Annotated in this window: 11 protein-coding genes; 10 read left to right on the top strand and 1 reads right to left on the bottom strand. The window is 35.6% G+C overall.

The window, feature by feature from the left end:
* Window positions 1-82: 82 nt before the first annotated feature.
* Together SUCMO_RS0100175 and SUCMO_RS0100170 are read left to right on the top strand one after the other, a co-directional pair.
* The gene (locus SUCMO_RS0100175; RefSeq protein ID WP_019878323.1) at window positions 83-361 is read left to right on the top strand and encodes a LysO family transporter; all 279 of its coding nucleotides are present in this window, start codon (window positions 83-85) and stop codon (window positions 359-361) included.
* Window positions 361-957: a LysO family transporter gene (locus tag SUCMO_RS0100170; RefSeq protein ID WP_019878321.1), complete on the top strand. Its 597-nt coding sequence runs from the start codon at window positions 361-363 to the stop codon at window positions 955-957. The genes SUCMO_RS0100175 and SUCMO_RS0100170 overlap by 1 nt, the downstream gene beginning before the upstream one ends.
* Here the strand turns inward: SUCMO_RS0100170 and SUCMO_RS0100165 are convergent.
* Window positions 949-3,132 carry a Tex family protein gene (locus SUCMO_RS0100165; RefSeq protein WP_019878320.1) on the bottom strand — a complete coding sequence of 728 codons (2,184 nt, stop codon included), beginning with the start codon at window positions 3,130-3,132 and terminating at the stop codon, window positions 949-951. The two genes, SUCMO_RS0100170 and SUCMO_RS0100165, sit on opposite strands and share 9 nt — an antisense overlap.
* A 132-nt stretch (window positions 3,133-3,264) precedes the next feature.
* Here SUCMO_RS0100165 and perR point away from each other — a divergent pair, with 132 nt between their 5' ends.
* The 8 genes from perR to SUCMO_RS0100125 all read left to right on the top strand — a co-directional run bounded on the left by perR (window position 3,265) and on the right by SUCMO_RS0100125 (window position 14,733).
* A complete protein-coding gene (gene perR, locus SUCMO_RS0100160; protein ID WP_019878319.1) occupies window positions 3,265-3,678 on the top strand; it encodes a transcriptional regulator PerR in 414 nt (137 codons plus the stop codon).
* A 148-nt stretch (window positions 3,679-3,826) separates the two neighbouring features.
* Window positions 3,827-4,621: an MBL fold metallo-hydrolase gene (locus tag SUCMO_RS0100155; RefSeq protein ID WP_211209212.1), complete on the top strand. Its 795-nt coding sequence runs from the start codon at window positions 3,827-3,829 to the stop codon at window positions 4,619-4,621.
* A 170-nt stretch (window positions 4,622-4,791) separates the two neighbouring features.
* Window positions 4,792-5,895, top strand: coding sequence for a S1C family serine protease (locus SUCMO_RS0100150; protein ID WP_019878317.1), 1,104 nt, complete (start codon window positions 4,792-4,794; stop codon window positions 5,893-5,895).
* 1 nt (window position 5,896) lies between these two features.
* Entirely contained in the window at window positions 5,897-6,373 is a 477-nt protein-coding gene (gene rlmH / locus SUCMO_RS0100145) for a 23S rRNA (pseudouridine(1915)-N(3))-methyltransferase RlmH (RefSeq protein WP_019878315.1), read from the top strand.
* 247 nt (window positions 6,374-6,620) lie between these two features.
* The gene (locus SUCMO_RS0100140; RefSeq protein ID WP_019878314.1) at window positions 6,621-7,586 is read left to right on the top strand and encodes a helix-turn-helix transcriptional regulator; all 966 of its coding nucleotides are present in this window, start codon (window positions 6,621-6,623) and stop codon (window positions 7,584-7,586) included.
* A gap of 358 nt (window positions 7,587-7,944) precedes the next feature.
* Window positions 7,945-9,924 (top strand): putative bifunctional diguanylate cyclase/phosphodiesterase, encoded by a 1,980-nt coding sequence (locus tag SUCMO_RS10030; RefSeq protein WP_019878312.1) that lies wholly within the window; start codon window positions 7,945-7,947, stop codon window positions 9,922-9,924.
* A 3-nt stretch (window positions 9,925-9,927) separates the two neighbouring features.
* Window positions 9,928-10,050: an autotransporter outer membrane beta-barrel domain-containing protein gene (locus SUCMO_RS11730; protein ID WP_019878311.1), complete on the top strand. Its 123-nt coding sequence runs from the start codon at window positions 9,928-9,930 to the stop codon at window positions 10,048-10,050.
* Between the two features lie 252 nt (window positions 10,051-10,302).
* Entirely contained in the window at window positions 10,303-14,733 is a 4,431-nt protein-coding gene (locus SUCMO_RS0100125) for an AAA domain-containing protein (RefSeq protein WP_019878310.1), read from the top strand.
* Window positions 14,734-14,833: the final 100 nt, after the last annotated feature.

Here is a 14,833-nt window from a genome sequence, read left to right as displayed (position 1 = left end):
TATTAACAAGTATTTTAGCATATAATGCCGTAAGTGGTGAAAAATATTTACTGTAAAGTAAGGAAAAAGGTTGAAAATAATTATGGAAATAGTATTTATTAGTATGTTTTTGGGAATTTTACTGGGCTTAAGTAAACGGCTCTCTGAAAAAAATGTAGCCCTCTTATCGCAATTAGCGCAATATTCCTTATTTGCGATGTTAATCTCTCTAGGTGCGATTATTGGTTCAGATAGTTCATTAGTTAGCAAGCTAGATATTTTAGGCGCAAAATCATTACTTATTGCGGCCTTGTCAATGTTTTTTGGAGTGCTAATTTTAGCAATAACTTTAAAAATTTTTAAGCAAGGAGATAATTTATAATGCTATATGGAATATTTTTTTCTTTGCTACTTGGACTAGGACTAGGGATGATGGCTTTAGATCAAAGTCATCGCGCTGTTATAGAAGTTATTACCACGATTAGTTTAACAATTATGGTTTTTTGTGCAGGCGTAGCTATTGGTGAGACAGAAGATTTGCTATTAAAGTTAAAGAAAAATTTTGTGGTTTTGCTAATTGTACCCACCGCCTGCGTTTTTGGGAGTGTTGTTGCGGCAATTGTTGCAGCAAGGCTATTGCACATGCCCGTGCGCGATATGCTAATTGTGACTTGTTCTTTAGGCTGGTATAGCTTAGCGACCATAGTAGTCACTAAGCTACATAGCGTAGAACTAGGGACAATTGCTTTTTTAAGTAATTTTATGCGGGAATTTGCTTCTTTTTTTGTAATTCCCTTAATTGTGCGTTGTTTTAGAAATAAATTATTGTGTATTCCTACTAGCGGTGCGGCGACAATGGATTCACTGTTGCCGATAATTATTCAATTAACCAATCCAGCAGTAGGCGTAGTTGCTTTTGTAAATGGGGTTATTTTAAGTGTTTTAGTACCGATTTTTTTACAAATCTTACTAAACTGATTGTAATGTTTGTGCTTTTACTTGCTTTAAACTAAGGCTAATTCGTTTGCGGGGCTCATCAATGCCTAGAATTAGGCATTCAATAATATCGCCCACGGAAACAATATCTAAAGGATGTTTAAAAGGTTTGTAGCTTAGCTCTGATTTGTGAATTAAGCCATTTATTTTGATGCCAATATCCACGAACACTCCGAAATCAGTAACGTTATGGACTGTGCCTGTGACAATACTGCCGATTTGCAACTCGGATAATTTAGTGATGTTTTTGCGTGTCAGTGGAGCAGGCATATCAGCGCGGGGATCGCGACCAGGTTTAGCTAAAGCGGCTAAAATATCACGGACTGTAGGTAAACCAGCCTCTAGACTTTGCGCAATTTGCTCGGCATTTGCCGTAGCAGCCAATTGTGATAGCTCGCTTGGTAGAACTTGATTTTTTTTCAAACTAAACCCGAGTTGCTGAATAATTGCTTCGGCTAAGGGATAACTTTCTGGATGGATAGGTGTATTATCTAGGGGATGTTCACTTTCTTTAATTCGCAAAAAGCCCGCGGCCTGTGTAAAGGCACTATTGCCTAAACGCGGTACTTTAAGTAATTGACGACGATTTTTAAAACGTCCATTTTCATTACGCCAAGCAACAATGTTTTTGGCAACACTATTTTGAATACCAGCAATGTAGGTGAGTAGCTCGGCTGAAGCGGTATTTAATTCTACACCGACATGATTTACACAAGATTCAACTACCGTAGTTAAAGATTCCGCTAGTTCTTTTTGATTAACGTCATGCTGATATTGACCGACGCCAATGGCTTTGGGTTCGATTTTTACCAACTCAGCTAAGGGATCCTGAATGCGACGCGCGATAGATACGGCGCCGCGCAAGGATACATCTAAATCTGGTAATTCGTCTTTGGCTAATTTAGAGGCAGAGTAAACGGAAGCTCCAGCTTCATTGGCGATAATATAGCTTACCGTTAAATTATGTTGTTCGATGATTTCAGCAACTGCTTCTTGCGTTTCAAATGAAGCCGTACCGTTGCCAATAGCAATTAAGGAAACATCAAACTCTTGAATGTATTTTAAAAGTAAGTCTTGACCGCGTTGCTTTTGTTCGGAACTATGTGTGAGATAAACTGTACTAGTAGCCAAAACCTTACCAGAATTGTCAATTACGGCAACCTTACAACCAGTGCGATAACCAGGGTCTAGACCGAGCATCGCCTTAGTTTGTAAGGGAGTTTGCAAGAGCAATTGGCGCAGATTGCGCGAAAAAACAGAAATAGCTTGTTTTTCAGCTCGGTCTGTGAGTTCATTACGCAATTCGCGTTCTAGTGCGGGGACAATTAGGCGTTTGTAACTATCTAAAACAGTGTTCAACAAAAGTTCTTTTAGGGCGAAATCGGCATTGGTAATAATTTTGTTATTTACAATATTTAAAATTAAGTCATTAACATGGATAAATTTTAATTTTAGGGCTTGCTTGTTTTCCCCGCGATTTAGAGCTAGGATTTGGTGCGAGGGCAAGAACCGCACTTCTTTACTAAAGTCTTGGTAATTTAAAAAATCATTAGCGAATTCACTCTCTGGGTTTAATTCCGCAGTTAACTTAGAATCACGCCAAAATTGGCGCCGAATAAAGTCCCGCAAGCTAGCTGTTTCGCTAATTTGTTCGGCAATAATATCGCAGGCAGTTTGCCAAGCTATTTCAATAGTTTCTAAACCGGCTTCAACATCTAGAAATGTTTCTGTTTGTGCAACTAATTCATCATAACTTAAGCTTTGTTGCAAAAGCAAATCGGCCAAAGGTTGTAGCCCCTTTTCGCGGGCAATTTGGGCGCGGGTCCGTTTTTTAGGTTTATAAGGTAGGTATAAATCTTCTAATTCTTGTAGCTTTGAAGTATTGGTAATCGCTAATTCTAATTCTGGAGTTAGCTTTTCTTGTTGGCTAATACTAGCGATAATTTCTTCGCGGCGCTTGTCAAGATTGCGTAAATAGTTAATACGTTCTTGAATTGTGCGAATTTTTTCTTCGTCTAATTCATGCGTCATTTCTTTGCGATAGCGCGCAATAAAAGGGACGGTATTACCTTCATCTAAAAGTTTTATGGTAGCTGCTACTTGTTCAGCACTTAAGCTTAGCTCTTTAGCTAGGATTAATGTGTTTTTTTCTTTCAATGTTATCACCTCAAATATTTATATATAAATTATAACATATAGAGAAAATTACTTGACAAGAATTATTGTGCAGATTATTATTATAGATAATAATTCTTTATGGATTTTTGCTATAAAGGAAAGGTGAAAACTATGACAGAAAATATTACAGAACTATTAAGAAATAATGGTTACAAGGTAACTCCGCAACGTTTAGCAATATATGAAGCCTTATGTGCTACGAAAGAGCACCCTAAAGCAGAAACCCTCTTTGTTAAACTACAGCCTACTTATCCGACGATGAGTTTAGCTACTGTATATAAGACGATTGACATCTTAAAGAAAATAGGCAAGATTAGAGTTTTAAATACAGGCGAGGACAGTTTTAGATATGATGCAGATATTACTTCACATCATCATGTGCAGTGTACTGTTTGTGGTCGAGTAGATGACGTTTATGAAGCTGTAGATCAAAAAGCTTTGAAAAAAATTGAAAAACAGACTGGATATACTATTACTGAACAACGTGTGTATTTTTTTGGTAAATGTGCAAAATGTAATAAATAAACAGGGATTAAAAGATAGCTAATGTATATGCTGATATATGCATTAGCTATCTATCTTTAAAAAGACAACTTTTTAAGAGCTGTCTTTATTTATTTTGTGCACAAAGCTGCGAAATCTGCTATAATTTTAGGCGGATATTGGCTATTTAATGTGGAAGGTGATGGGTATTATCGATAATTTTAAAATATATTCGCTAGCTAGTGGTAGTAAAGGTAATTGTTTGTTAGTTACAGCGGGCGAAACAAAAATTTTAGTAGATATGGGGATTAGTTGTCGTAAATTGCAAAGTAAATTAGCAGAGATCGGTTGTGCAATAGGGGATTTGACTGGGGTGGTGATTACCCACGAACACCAAGATCATGTTGCGGGTTTGAGAGTATTCATGAAAAATTATGATATTAATGTTTTCGCTAAAAACAATACTTGGCGGGGCATGAAATGTTGGGGTGAATTGCGACGCAACTTTTGTCAAGTTTTACCAGAAACAATGTTGTTAGGGCAGGTAGTCGTCGATAGTTTTGCTATCCCCCATGATGCTGCTGAACCGGTGGGGTTTAATTTTAACTGGGGCAATAAAAAATGCAGTGTAGTTACGGATATTGGGTTTCCGAGTAATCTTATTAAAGAAAAATTACGTAATACAGATTATCTAGTTTTGGAGTCTAATCATGATTTAGAAATGCTTAATACCGGTTTTTATCCAGAAGTACTTAAACAACGCATAAAAAGTAATCGGGGTCATCTGTCTAATGTTGACGCAGGTTGGCTGTTAAATGAATTAGTAGCAGATAAACCAATGCGGGTGTTGTTGGCACATCTTAGTCAAGAAAATAACTTGCCGAGTTTAGCGCTAAATACTGTTGCCGAAATTTTGAAAAAACAAGATAACCGTCACAAAATTGATTTAAAGGTAGCCTCGCAAGAAAAAATTGTGATATTGTAAAGTTCGCAAACGTCTTGCAGTATAAGTAGCTAAGTACAGCTATTAGTAAAAACAGAGATTTATCAATAAAAACAAATAGCGGCGTTGTTCAACTAAAATTTTATAAATTATAAATGCCTGATTTACAAGTATATTAAGACCAGAATTATTAAGACGAGGAGCGGATTAAATTGCAAAAGAAAATTTTATTGTTGCTAGTAATTATAATGTTAATTGTAGCTGGTTGCACTAAAGCACCAGCTGCTGAGAATAAACCTGCGGTAGCGCCAAAAAGTACCGGTGTGGCTAATTTAGATGCTAGCAAGGCTAAGGCTAATGAAAATATTTCGGCCGCAAGGCAAACACCGATTGTGCAAGTGGCTCATAAAGTAGGACCAGCAGTAGTGGGAATTACTAACAAAGGTTTAGTGCGCGATATTTTTAATCGGCAAGTAATGGTAGAACAAGGCACTGGTTCAGGTGTTATTTTTGATGCCTCTGGTTTAATTGTAACTAATTATCATGTGGTAGCTAACGCGAGAGAAATAGCGGTTAGCTTAACTGATGGACGGAGTGTAGCAGGTAAAGTATTAGGGGTAGATCCAGCAACTGATTTGGCAGTAGTTAAAATTAGTGCCGAAAATTTACCTGTAGCTGAATTTGGGGATTCAGATAGTGTGTTAGTGGGTGAGCCAGCAATTGCAATTGGTAATCCATTAGGTTTAGAGTTCAAAGGTAGTGTGACGGTTGGAGTCATTAGTGCTTTAAATCGTTCTTTGGATATTGGCGAGCGGACATTTAGACTATTACAAACTGATGCCGCGATTAATCCTGGGAATTCCGGGGGCGCATTAGCTAATGCTGACGGCAAAGTTATTGGAATTAACAGTGCGAAAATTAATTTGTCGGGTGTAGAAGGCATTGGCTTTGCGATTCCGATTAATGCGGCTAAACCAATTTTAGCGGCATTAGTAGAAAAAGGACGCGTGCTGCGAGCTTATTTAGGTGTGGGCTTGATTGACCGTGATCTAGCGGCGAAATATGGTTATGAATTTCCACTTAAACAAGGAATTTTAGTGGCCCGTGTTGATAGCGAAGGCCCAGCATATCAAGCGGGGTTGCGCAAAGATGATGTAATTATTTCTTTGGCAGGCAATAGTGTCAATAGTGTTAAAGAATTACGCAGTATTTTAGATAAATTAAAAGTCGGTAGTACAGTAGGTATGGATATTGTGCGCCAAGGTGTAGTTCAGACTTTAGATGTAACTTTAACAGAAATGCCCTTAGGAGAATAAGATGAAAATAACTATTTTAGCGGTAGGCAAGCTCAAAGAAAAATATCTAGTGCAGGGGATGCAAGAATTTATAAAACGCTTGAAGCCCTATTGTAGTTTAGAAATTTTGGAAGTCAGCGAAAATGCTTTGCCCGAGAAATTTTCGACGGCGCAATTACAAGAGCATTTGGAAATTGAAGCGCAAAAAATATTAAAATTAGTGCCGGAACGCGCTTATATGTTTTTATTAGATTTGCACGGACAACAACTTAGTTCTGAAGCTTTAGCGGCACAAATTGATGGTTTAACCAATAATTATAGCCAGTTTGTCTTTGTAATTGGCGGGGCTTTTGGAGTAGGGGAAAGTCTGCGGAAACGTGCTGATTATCGCTGGTCGTTTTCACAATTAACCTTTACCCATCAAATGATTCGCTTGTTATTAATTGAACAAGTATACCGCGCCTTTAAAATTAGTAAAGGTGAGAAATATCACTGGTAATAGAGAAAAATAAAACTCCTGTCAAATTTTGCAAAATTAGGCAGGAGTTTTATTTTTATGCTTGTTAGGTTTAATTTAAATAAAAAAATATTGCCGCTATCTTTGTCAGAAAAAAATTACAAAAAACTTATTTAATCCTTATAATATAAGTGTTTGTTGCAATAATAAATAGCAAGTAAAATCAAGCGATAATTATCATAGTTCTTTATAATAAACACAGGACAATTGAAAGGAGTTGAGTAGCAGAATGTACGAGTGGCAGAAACAAATTCAAATAATTGTTGATGAAATTGACAAATGCATTAAAAATTATAATGATGAGGCTTTAACATTGCGCTTGTTTTCTCGGAGACTGGGTTATTCTGAATTTTATACAACAAGAAAATTCAAAGAAATATCGGGTATTCAGTTTAGAGATTATTTGCGTCAGAGAAAATTAGCCTTTGCGCTAAAAGAAGTTCGGGATAGTGAAAAAAGTATGTTGGACATTGCGTTTGATTATGGCTTTTCATCACATGAAGCTTTTACTAGAGCTTTTAAAGGCGCATATGGAATAACTCCAAGTGAATACCGAAAAAAACCGAAACCGATCGTTCTTCGCACAAAAATAAATCCTTTTGATCGATATTTTTTAGGACTGGAGGAGATTGGACTGATGAAATCTACAGATGCTGTTGAAAGTTACTTTGTAACGATTCCCGCACATAAATTTTTGCACATTAGAAACTATGAGAGTAATGGCTACTGGGATTTTTGGCAAAAGCAAAGTATACTTCCAGGACAGGATTGCGAAACAATTTGCGGCTTACTTGATAGTATAAAGGACAAATTGGATGACGATGGCGAGAACGAATCTAATAGTGGTAGCGGACAGATTATGGGATATATTAATGATCCGGACGGGAGACTTTGTGACTGGGGCATCCCACGTATAGAGTGCTATGGTGTAAGACTTCCTTTTGATTATAAAGGGGAAGTGCCACCACAAATGCTTATGATGGATATTCCTGAAGCCGAGTATATTGTGTTTGAACATGGGCCATTTGATTATGAGCAAGAAAATCGTAGTGTAGAGGAAAAAATTGAAAAGGCAATGGCAACTTTTAATTTTGCTGATACAGGTTACTGCTTTGATAACTCTCCGGGGAGAATAATATACTTTTATTTTAATCCGAAAATGTTTTTTAAGTATATTAGGCCAGTGCGGAAGTAATAAAACCGCCATTTGTTTTGCCGTGTAAAATCATTGAATTCGAGTTTCTTAGAAGCGACGATAAGAGTAGGCTAAAACAAGTCTTATCGTGTAGGACCGATAAAAAGAGCACACTTAATATGCTACCCTGGTAATAAAAGTGTTTATTACCAGGGTGTTTTTTTTATTTGTAGCATTTTTATCTACTGTTAAGACTGATGGTAATGTATACAGATAAAATGAGTCTATTACTCGTTGACAAGCAACAGTGCTAAGGGTAATATTTAATTATAGTGAAAAAATATTATTAGTAAAGATGATGATTGTAATAATAAAACATTAAAAATAGTCGTAAAATAGTTGTTAAGGAGTGGTATGCATGGTCATGTTGGAAACTGAACAGACTGACAACTCTAAGAAAAGGGCAGCAGCTAAGCAGGAAAACGAGAGTATTTGCACGGGTAAAGTTAGCGTTGCTCAAGGCCAAGTGGCTGAACCAGCTATGCTCACCACTATTAGCTTTAATAAAAAAGAATTAGAAAATTTATTAGAACAAGAACGGGAACGTCGTCAACAACTAGAATGGCAGATGGCGTTTATGCAGATAGCGAGTCAACAACAACAAGAGATGCTCTTGGCTACTAAAAATAAAATGGTTCTAGCGGCTGGTTTGGCTAAATTGGGCATTTGGGAATATGATCCAACGACAAAACTATTTGAGTTTGGGGATGAATTTTATGCTTTATATGCAACGAATGCAGAGCGTGAAGGCCGTTTTATGTCTTTTGAACAGTATATAAAAGAATTTGTGTATCCAGAAGATTATTGGCTGTTTGAGGAAGAAAAAGAATTTCTCGTATCTGGTATTGGAGAGTCGATTTTCAAGGATTTTGGGCATCGAATAGTGCGACGTGATGGAATAGTGCGTTATATAGTTGTAAGACGGAAAATCGCGCGCGATGCTAATGAAAATGTCGTTAGAATCTATGGCACTAATCAAGATGTCACGGAATGGGTTAATGCCGAACAAGAGCGCCAACAACAAGCGGCAACAATTAAAAATATGGCATATTTTGACTCTTTAACAGGGTTACCTAATCGCCAGCATTTAAATGAATGGTTAACTAAGGAATTAGATACCGCGCGTCAACAACAGCTTAGCGGCGTAGTAATGTTTATTGATTTAGACGATTTAAAGATGCTCAATGACACTTGTGGACATTCTTTTGGCGACAAAATTATTATTGCCGCTGGTAAGCGAATTGTTGATGTGATTGGCAATAAGGGTTTTGTGGCAAGAGTTGGTGGGGATGAGTTTGTGGTGGTACTAAGCGGTAGATATCAGCGCGAGGCGATTGAAGATATTGCCCATAAAATTGGCAAGGCCTTGGGAAAATCGCAAAGATTTTTTGGTAAAAACTTTCATTTAGCCGCCAGTATTGGGATTGCACTTTATCCTGAAAATGGTGATACAACAGAAGAAATAATTAAAAATGCCGATAATGCAATGTATGCGGCCAAAAAATTCAGCAAAAATTGTTGGCGGTTTTATGAAGAAGAAATGCAAATTGAAGCACAGAAAAAAATGCAGTTGATTGGAAGTTTACGCTATGCTTTACAGCGGGGCGAATTTTCTTTAGTATATCAACCACAAATTTTAACTTCGGAACAAAAAATAGTGGGTTTTGAAGCTCTATTACGGTGGCGTAATCATGAGTATGGGATAATATCTCCCTTGCAATTTATCCCCTTAGCAGAACAATCAGGACTTATTCACGGCTTGGGTAAGTGGGTACTTTTAGAAGCGGGAAAATTTATTCGACGCTTGACCGAAGCGGGTTATCCTGAGATTCAGATAGCTGTAAATATCTCAGCTAAACAAATTATTGCTGATGATTTTATAACAATTGTGCGCAATACTATCAAGGAAACAGGAATAAAGGCAGCGCAATTAGAATTGGAGATAACTGAAAGCGTATTGTTAACATCAATGGAAGAAGTTATTAAGAAATTGAATAAATTAAAAAAACTGGGCGTTAAAATTTCTTTGGATGATTTTGGCACAGGATTTTCCTCATTGACCTATTTGCGGATGCTCCCGGTAGAAACTTTGAAAATTGATAAGTCTTTCATTGATATTATAACTACAGATATGCAAGGGGCCAAAATTATTGATTCAATTATTAACATGGCACACACAGTTAATATGAAAGTTGTGGCCGAAGGCGTTGAAACCCAACAGCAACTCGAATATCTACAGCATAACAATTGTGATCTAATTCAAGGCTATATTTTTAGCCAACCGATCGGAGCAGAAAAAGCACTTGCATTATTAGTACAAGGTAAGAATATGGGTTAGTACTTGCTAGGCGTTACCGGCAAAATAAATGACAATAGTGAGGGTTATCTTAATGTTGAAAAGCTTTTTGGCGGTGATGTTAGTAGTAATTGGCAAATAAATATTGGCTGTAGATATAGTTTTTAAATTTAAAAATTAAATACAGCGGCATCATAAAAACCACGAGGCACTTAAATTTGTCTCGTGTTTTATGTTTTCAAGGGGAAAATTCACAGAATAGCGAAGATTTAATAGAGAAATTCTCGAGAAAACTAGACACATAAGCCTATTATAATGTTATAATTATTGTTAGTTGTATGGAGAGTTTGCTCGAGTGAACAGATAAAAGTTAAGACTCTCTGTAATGAAGAAGAGTGAAATTTTAAATGAGGTGTAGGTATGCAAGCAGAACCACTGTGGATATTTGAATATTTGTTATCTTTAAAGAAAATACTTAGTGCTAGCAGTAATGTTTTTCAAAATGAAAATGGGAAATTTTGGTTATGTCGGGAATTACCAAAAATTTCTTGGCAAAACAATCCAATGCCAGTACTATCTGATAATAAATGTCTTTGGAAATTTAAAAAACCGGCGCAGCATAATTTTGATAGTGAAAAACTGGATTTAGTGCGGGAATGGCTGGATTTTGACTTGGAAAATCAAACGGCACAATTTCGCTTGAAAAAAGAAAAAGTAAATTTAGCCGCAGCCGATCGAGAACTTTTTCAAAAAATAGAAGCAGAAATACAAAGCTTAGAAAACAAAGTAAACAACTTTCCGGAATTATTTGAGGAAAATGGTCTAAAGCAAATTCAAGAGCAAATTGCAATAAAGAAATTAATGTTGCAAGAAATAATTGATTGTAAACTAGAAAAATTGGCAGAAAATCCGGAAATTTTAAGTGCCGCTCAAGAAGTATATCAAGATTGGCAAAAATGGGCTAATTTAGAAATAGAAAATGCCAAGAGTAGACAAATTTACGATGATATTTTTGATCTATATCAAAAGTTAGAAAGTAGTGGCAATACCTTGGAGTTTGTTTGTGGGCAGGGTTTAATTACTTATCGTGATGGTGATACTGATATTGCCCATCCGCTCTTTATTACAAAATTGAAGTTGGTATTTGATTTACAGGCGAATGCGTTTAAAGTTTTTCCGCTTACGGCAATAACTTGTTTAGATTACATTGCGTTGACAGATCATCCACAAATTGATAAAAATAATTTGTGGCAATTGCAACAGCAATTATTGGATAAACCAGTAAATCTTTTTTCGCCAGAAGAACGCAAAAAGCTGTTTTTTCAAGTTAAAAAACTATTTAAAACAACAATTCGGTTCAATGCAGCTCATAATATTGGGCATATTGATAACATCGAATATACCCCCAACCTTGTTTTTCATGATTTAGATGTGTTGTTTGTGCGCAATAAAATTTCGCGTAAATGGCAAGAAGAATATTTGAATATTTTAGCGGCGGCTAAAACAGCTAAAGGATTAGAAATTCCAGCAACCTTACGTTTACTTAATAATGAAGACCAGGTTAATTTTACCCCTAATGACTTAGGTGAGGACATTTATTTCCCTTTGTATTCCAATTTAGAGCAAAGACAAATAGTGGAAAAAATTAAACAAAATCCAGCGGTAGTTGTACAAGGTCCACCGGGAACAGGTAAAAGTCATAACATTGTAAATTTAGTGGCGCATTTAGTTGCTAGTGGCAAAAAGGTTTTAGTAACTAGTCAAACAACGAAAGCCTTGAAAGTAATAGACAATATGATAGCTAGACAATTCTCGGAATTGGCTAATTTTTGTGTGACGATCTTTGGCGATGATAAACAAGATCTAAATAAATTAGAATATATTTTAGATAACAACTTATTTAAATTAGATAAGTTAGATGCAGAGCATTTAGCTGCTAATATTGAGTTAGCTCAAGCTAGATTTAAAAAGCTCTCAAAACAGGCCGAAATAACTATCGAAAAAATTCATAAACTTTCACAAGAAGAATTTGAAAAAGGTTGTTTTGTAGATAAAAATTTAAATCAAGCGGAATTAATCGATTTTATTTTAAGTAAAGAACAAGAATACAACTGGTTTATTGATGAAGCTGCGGCAACTAAAGAATTCCCCTATACTAATCAACAATTCAGTGAATATTTTAAAATGTGTATTCCTTTTACTCCAGAAAAATTGAGGATTTTGCAACAAGACTTACCAGAGGTTAGTAAAACTGGAGAAATTCTTAAAAATATTGATTTGAATAGTAAAATTAACGACTTGCGAAAAGTTTTGCAAGTAAACAAATTTGCTAACTGGGTTTTTGCTAATAATTTAAGTGAACATTATCTTTCTTACCGGCGGTTATTGTCGCTAAGTATTGAAAAACTTGAAGAATTCCAAGAGACATATTTGAAAGTATTTATTGAAGATATTTCGCAAAATATTTGGAGTGTTTCTTTTTGGCGGGAATTTATAATTACCGTGAAAGATAAGTTAAATCAAATTGCAGAATTACAAAGTCGCTTGGAGGGCTATACTTTAACAGGAGTTGAAGAATTAGATTTAGACAAACTAGCGCAAGATTTAGAGCGGATTAAAGCAAAACTAATTGACAATGACAAAATAGGCTTGTTATTATTCCGATATTTGTCCAATAAAGATACTAAATATATTTTTGAAACCATCGAAATTAATGGGATTAGAATTTCTAACTTGCAAGATGTAGATGTAGTTTTAGATTATGTGGTATTGGCTAAAACCAAACAAGAATTTTTGGAGTATTGGAATCAAGGTAAATTAGGTGAGCAAATTGCTATTACCAGTGCTTCGCAAAACAACTTAGATTTTGTAGAAGCGGTAATTCAAAAAATGCAGTTAGCTTTTGCTTATAAATTAGAGTATTGGGATAAGATAAAAGAAGTTATTAATTTTCTAAATCCGGACCAGCATATTAATATTGTCAATAAACAAGATTTGACATTGTTGCAAGAGGCGTTAGAATATCACCATGCCTGTGAACAGCTAGAACAAATGCAAGACACTTATCAACAAACATTAGCCTTTTTAAAGGCTGGAATAAACTCTAGCAATGCGCATCAATTATGGGGGATGTTTTTGAAAGCGTTTCTAGTACAGGATGAACAGACCTTTAAATTGTTGTTCGAAGAGTTAGTGAAAATAGATAGTCTAAGAAGGAATTTTAAAGAACTTTCCAGTATTTATCAAATTGTGCAAACTTGGATGCCAGCTTTATTGGAAAAACTTCATTCTGAAAAATTGCGCTTAGATTTTATTCAGCGTCGCCCTGATTGGCAGAAGGCTTATTTTTGGCGACAAGCAAAAGACTTTATGCAAAATCATTTGCAACAAGATATTAGAAAACTTTATGCCGATTATTTGCATTATAAAGACCAAGAGCTAGTAGTAGCCGCGGAAATAGTTACTAATAAAGCTTGGTTACAAATGTTGCAGGCTGCAAATAAAAATAATAAATTGAGCCTAAAAGTTTGGGTGAAAAATGTTTTGCAGTGTTTGCGGAATAAAGATGAGTTAAGTAATAGGTATTTAGAAAATGCTCGCCAAGAATTACCGCAGTGCACGCAACTTATGCCGGTGTGGATTATGCCGATTGCTGAGGTTTTAGACTATATTCCAGCGAGTACGCAACTATTCGATGTGGTGATAATTGACGAAAGTAGTCAGTGTGATATTTTTGCTTTAAGTGTATTATTGCGAGCTAAACAAGTAGTTATTGTTGGTGATGATAAACAAATTAGCCCCGAGATGATTATTGCCGATAACGCGCGAGTAAATAGCTTAATGAATAAGTATCTGCAAACCCCCTTGTTGCAGACCAGATTTAATGTTGAAAATAGTTTGTATGATATCGCCAAGCAAACCTATATTGAAAGCCAATTGATGTTAAAAGAACATTTTCGCTGTTTCCCAGAAATTATTAATTTTAGTAATCGGGAGTTCTATTCGGGAAGTATTAAACCACTAAAATTAAATAAGGCTATCAATGCTATTAACAGTTGTTTAGTAGAAGATAGTATTAGTTATAGCGAAATTCCAACAATAAACATGCGGGAAGCACAATTGATAGTTGAAAAAATTGCCGAATTTTGTCAATTGGAACAATATCAAGGTAAAAGCATGGGCGTAATATCCTTGGCGGGAAATGAGCAAGCAGAATTTATTGCGAGTTTATTAAGAAATACGATTGGGGAGTATGAAATTTTAAATCGTCGAATTGTTTGTGGTGACGCTTATTCTTTTCAAGGTGATGAACGCGATATTATTTTCTTGTCAATGGTAGTGATGCCTGATACTGATTTTAGAGTTTTAAATAAGATTAAAGACGAACAAATGGTTAATGTTGCTATGACTAGAGCTAAAGAACAGCTGTTTTTATATCATTCGGTAGTAAGCAACAACCTAGAGCGCGATTGCCTGCGTTATAAGTTGATTAATTATTGCAATCATTACCGAAAATTGGACACTACAGGACTTTGCGAAGTAAAAGTAAGCGAATTTAAAGCAATTGAAAAAAGCAAGCAAGAAATAAAACAATATCTCTTAAACCTGGATTATCAGGTAATTGAAGATTATCCGATTGCTGATGATGTCTGTTGTGACTTGTTAGTGATGAATAAACAAGGAAAAACGATGGCCATAGATTGTAGTGGCTTTATGCGTGATTATAGTGAAGGTATTAATCGCAAATTGAGTTTACAACGAGTAGGCTGGCAATATTACCATTTATTACCAAGTGAGCTGTTTTTCAAACGCAAGACAGTTTTAGAAGAAATTTTAAATAGTTTTGGTTAAAATAAAATGGGCTGTCTAAAAATAGGTTTGAACCTGTTTTAGACAGCCCATTGTTCCTGTTAAACATAAGATGCGAAGTTACAAAAAATACCCAATAAAA

The organism is Succinispira mobilis DSM 6222 (assembly GCF_000384135.1).
In the GTDB taxonomy this organism is placed as follows: Bacteria; Bacillota; Negativicutes; order Acidaminococcales; family Succinispiraceae; genus Succinispira; species Succinispira mobilis.
This window is presented reverse-complemented; position numbering and strand designations above follow the sequence as displayed.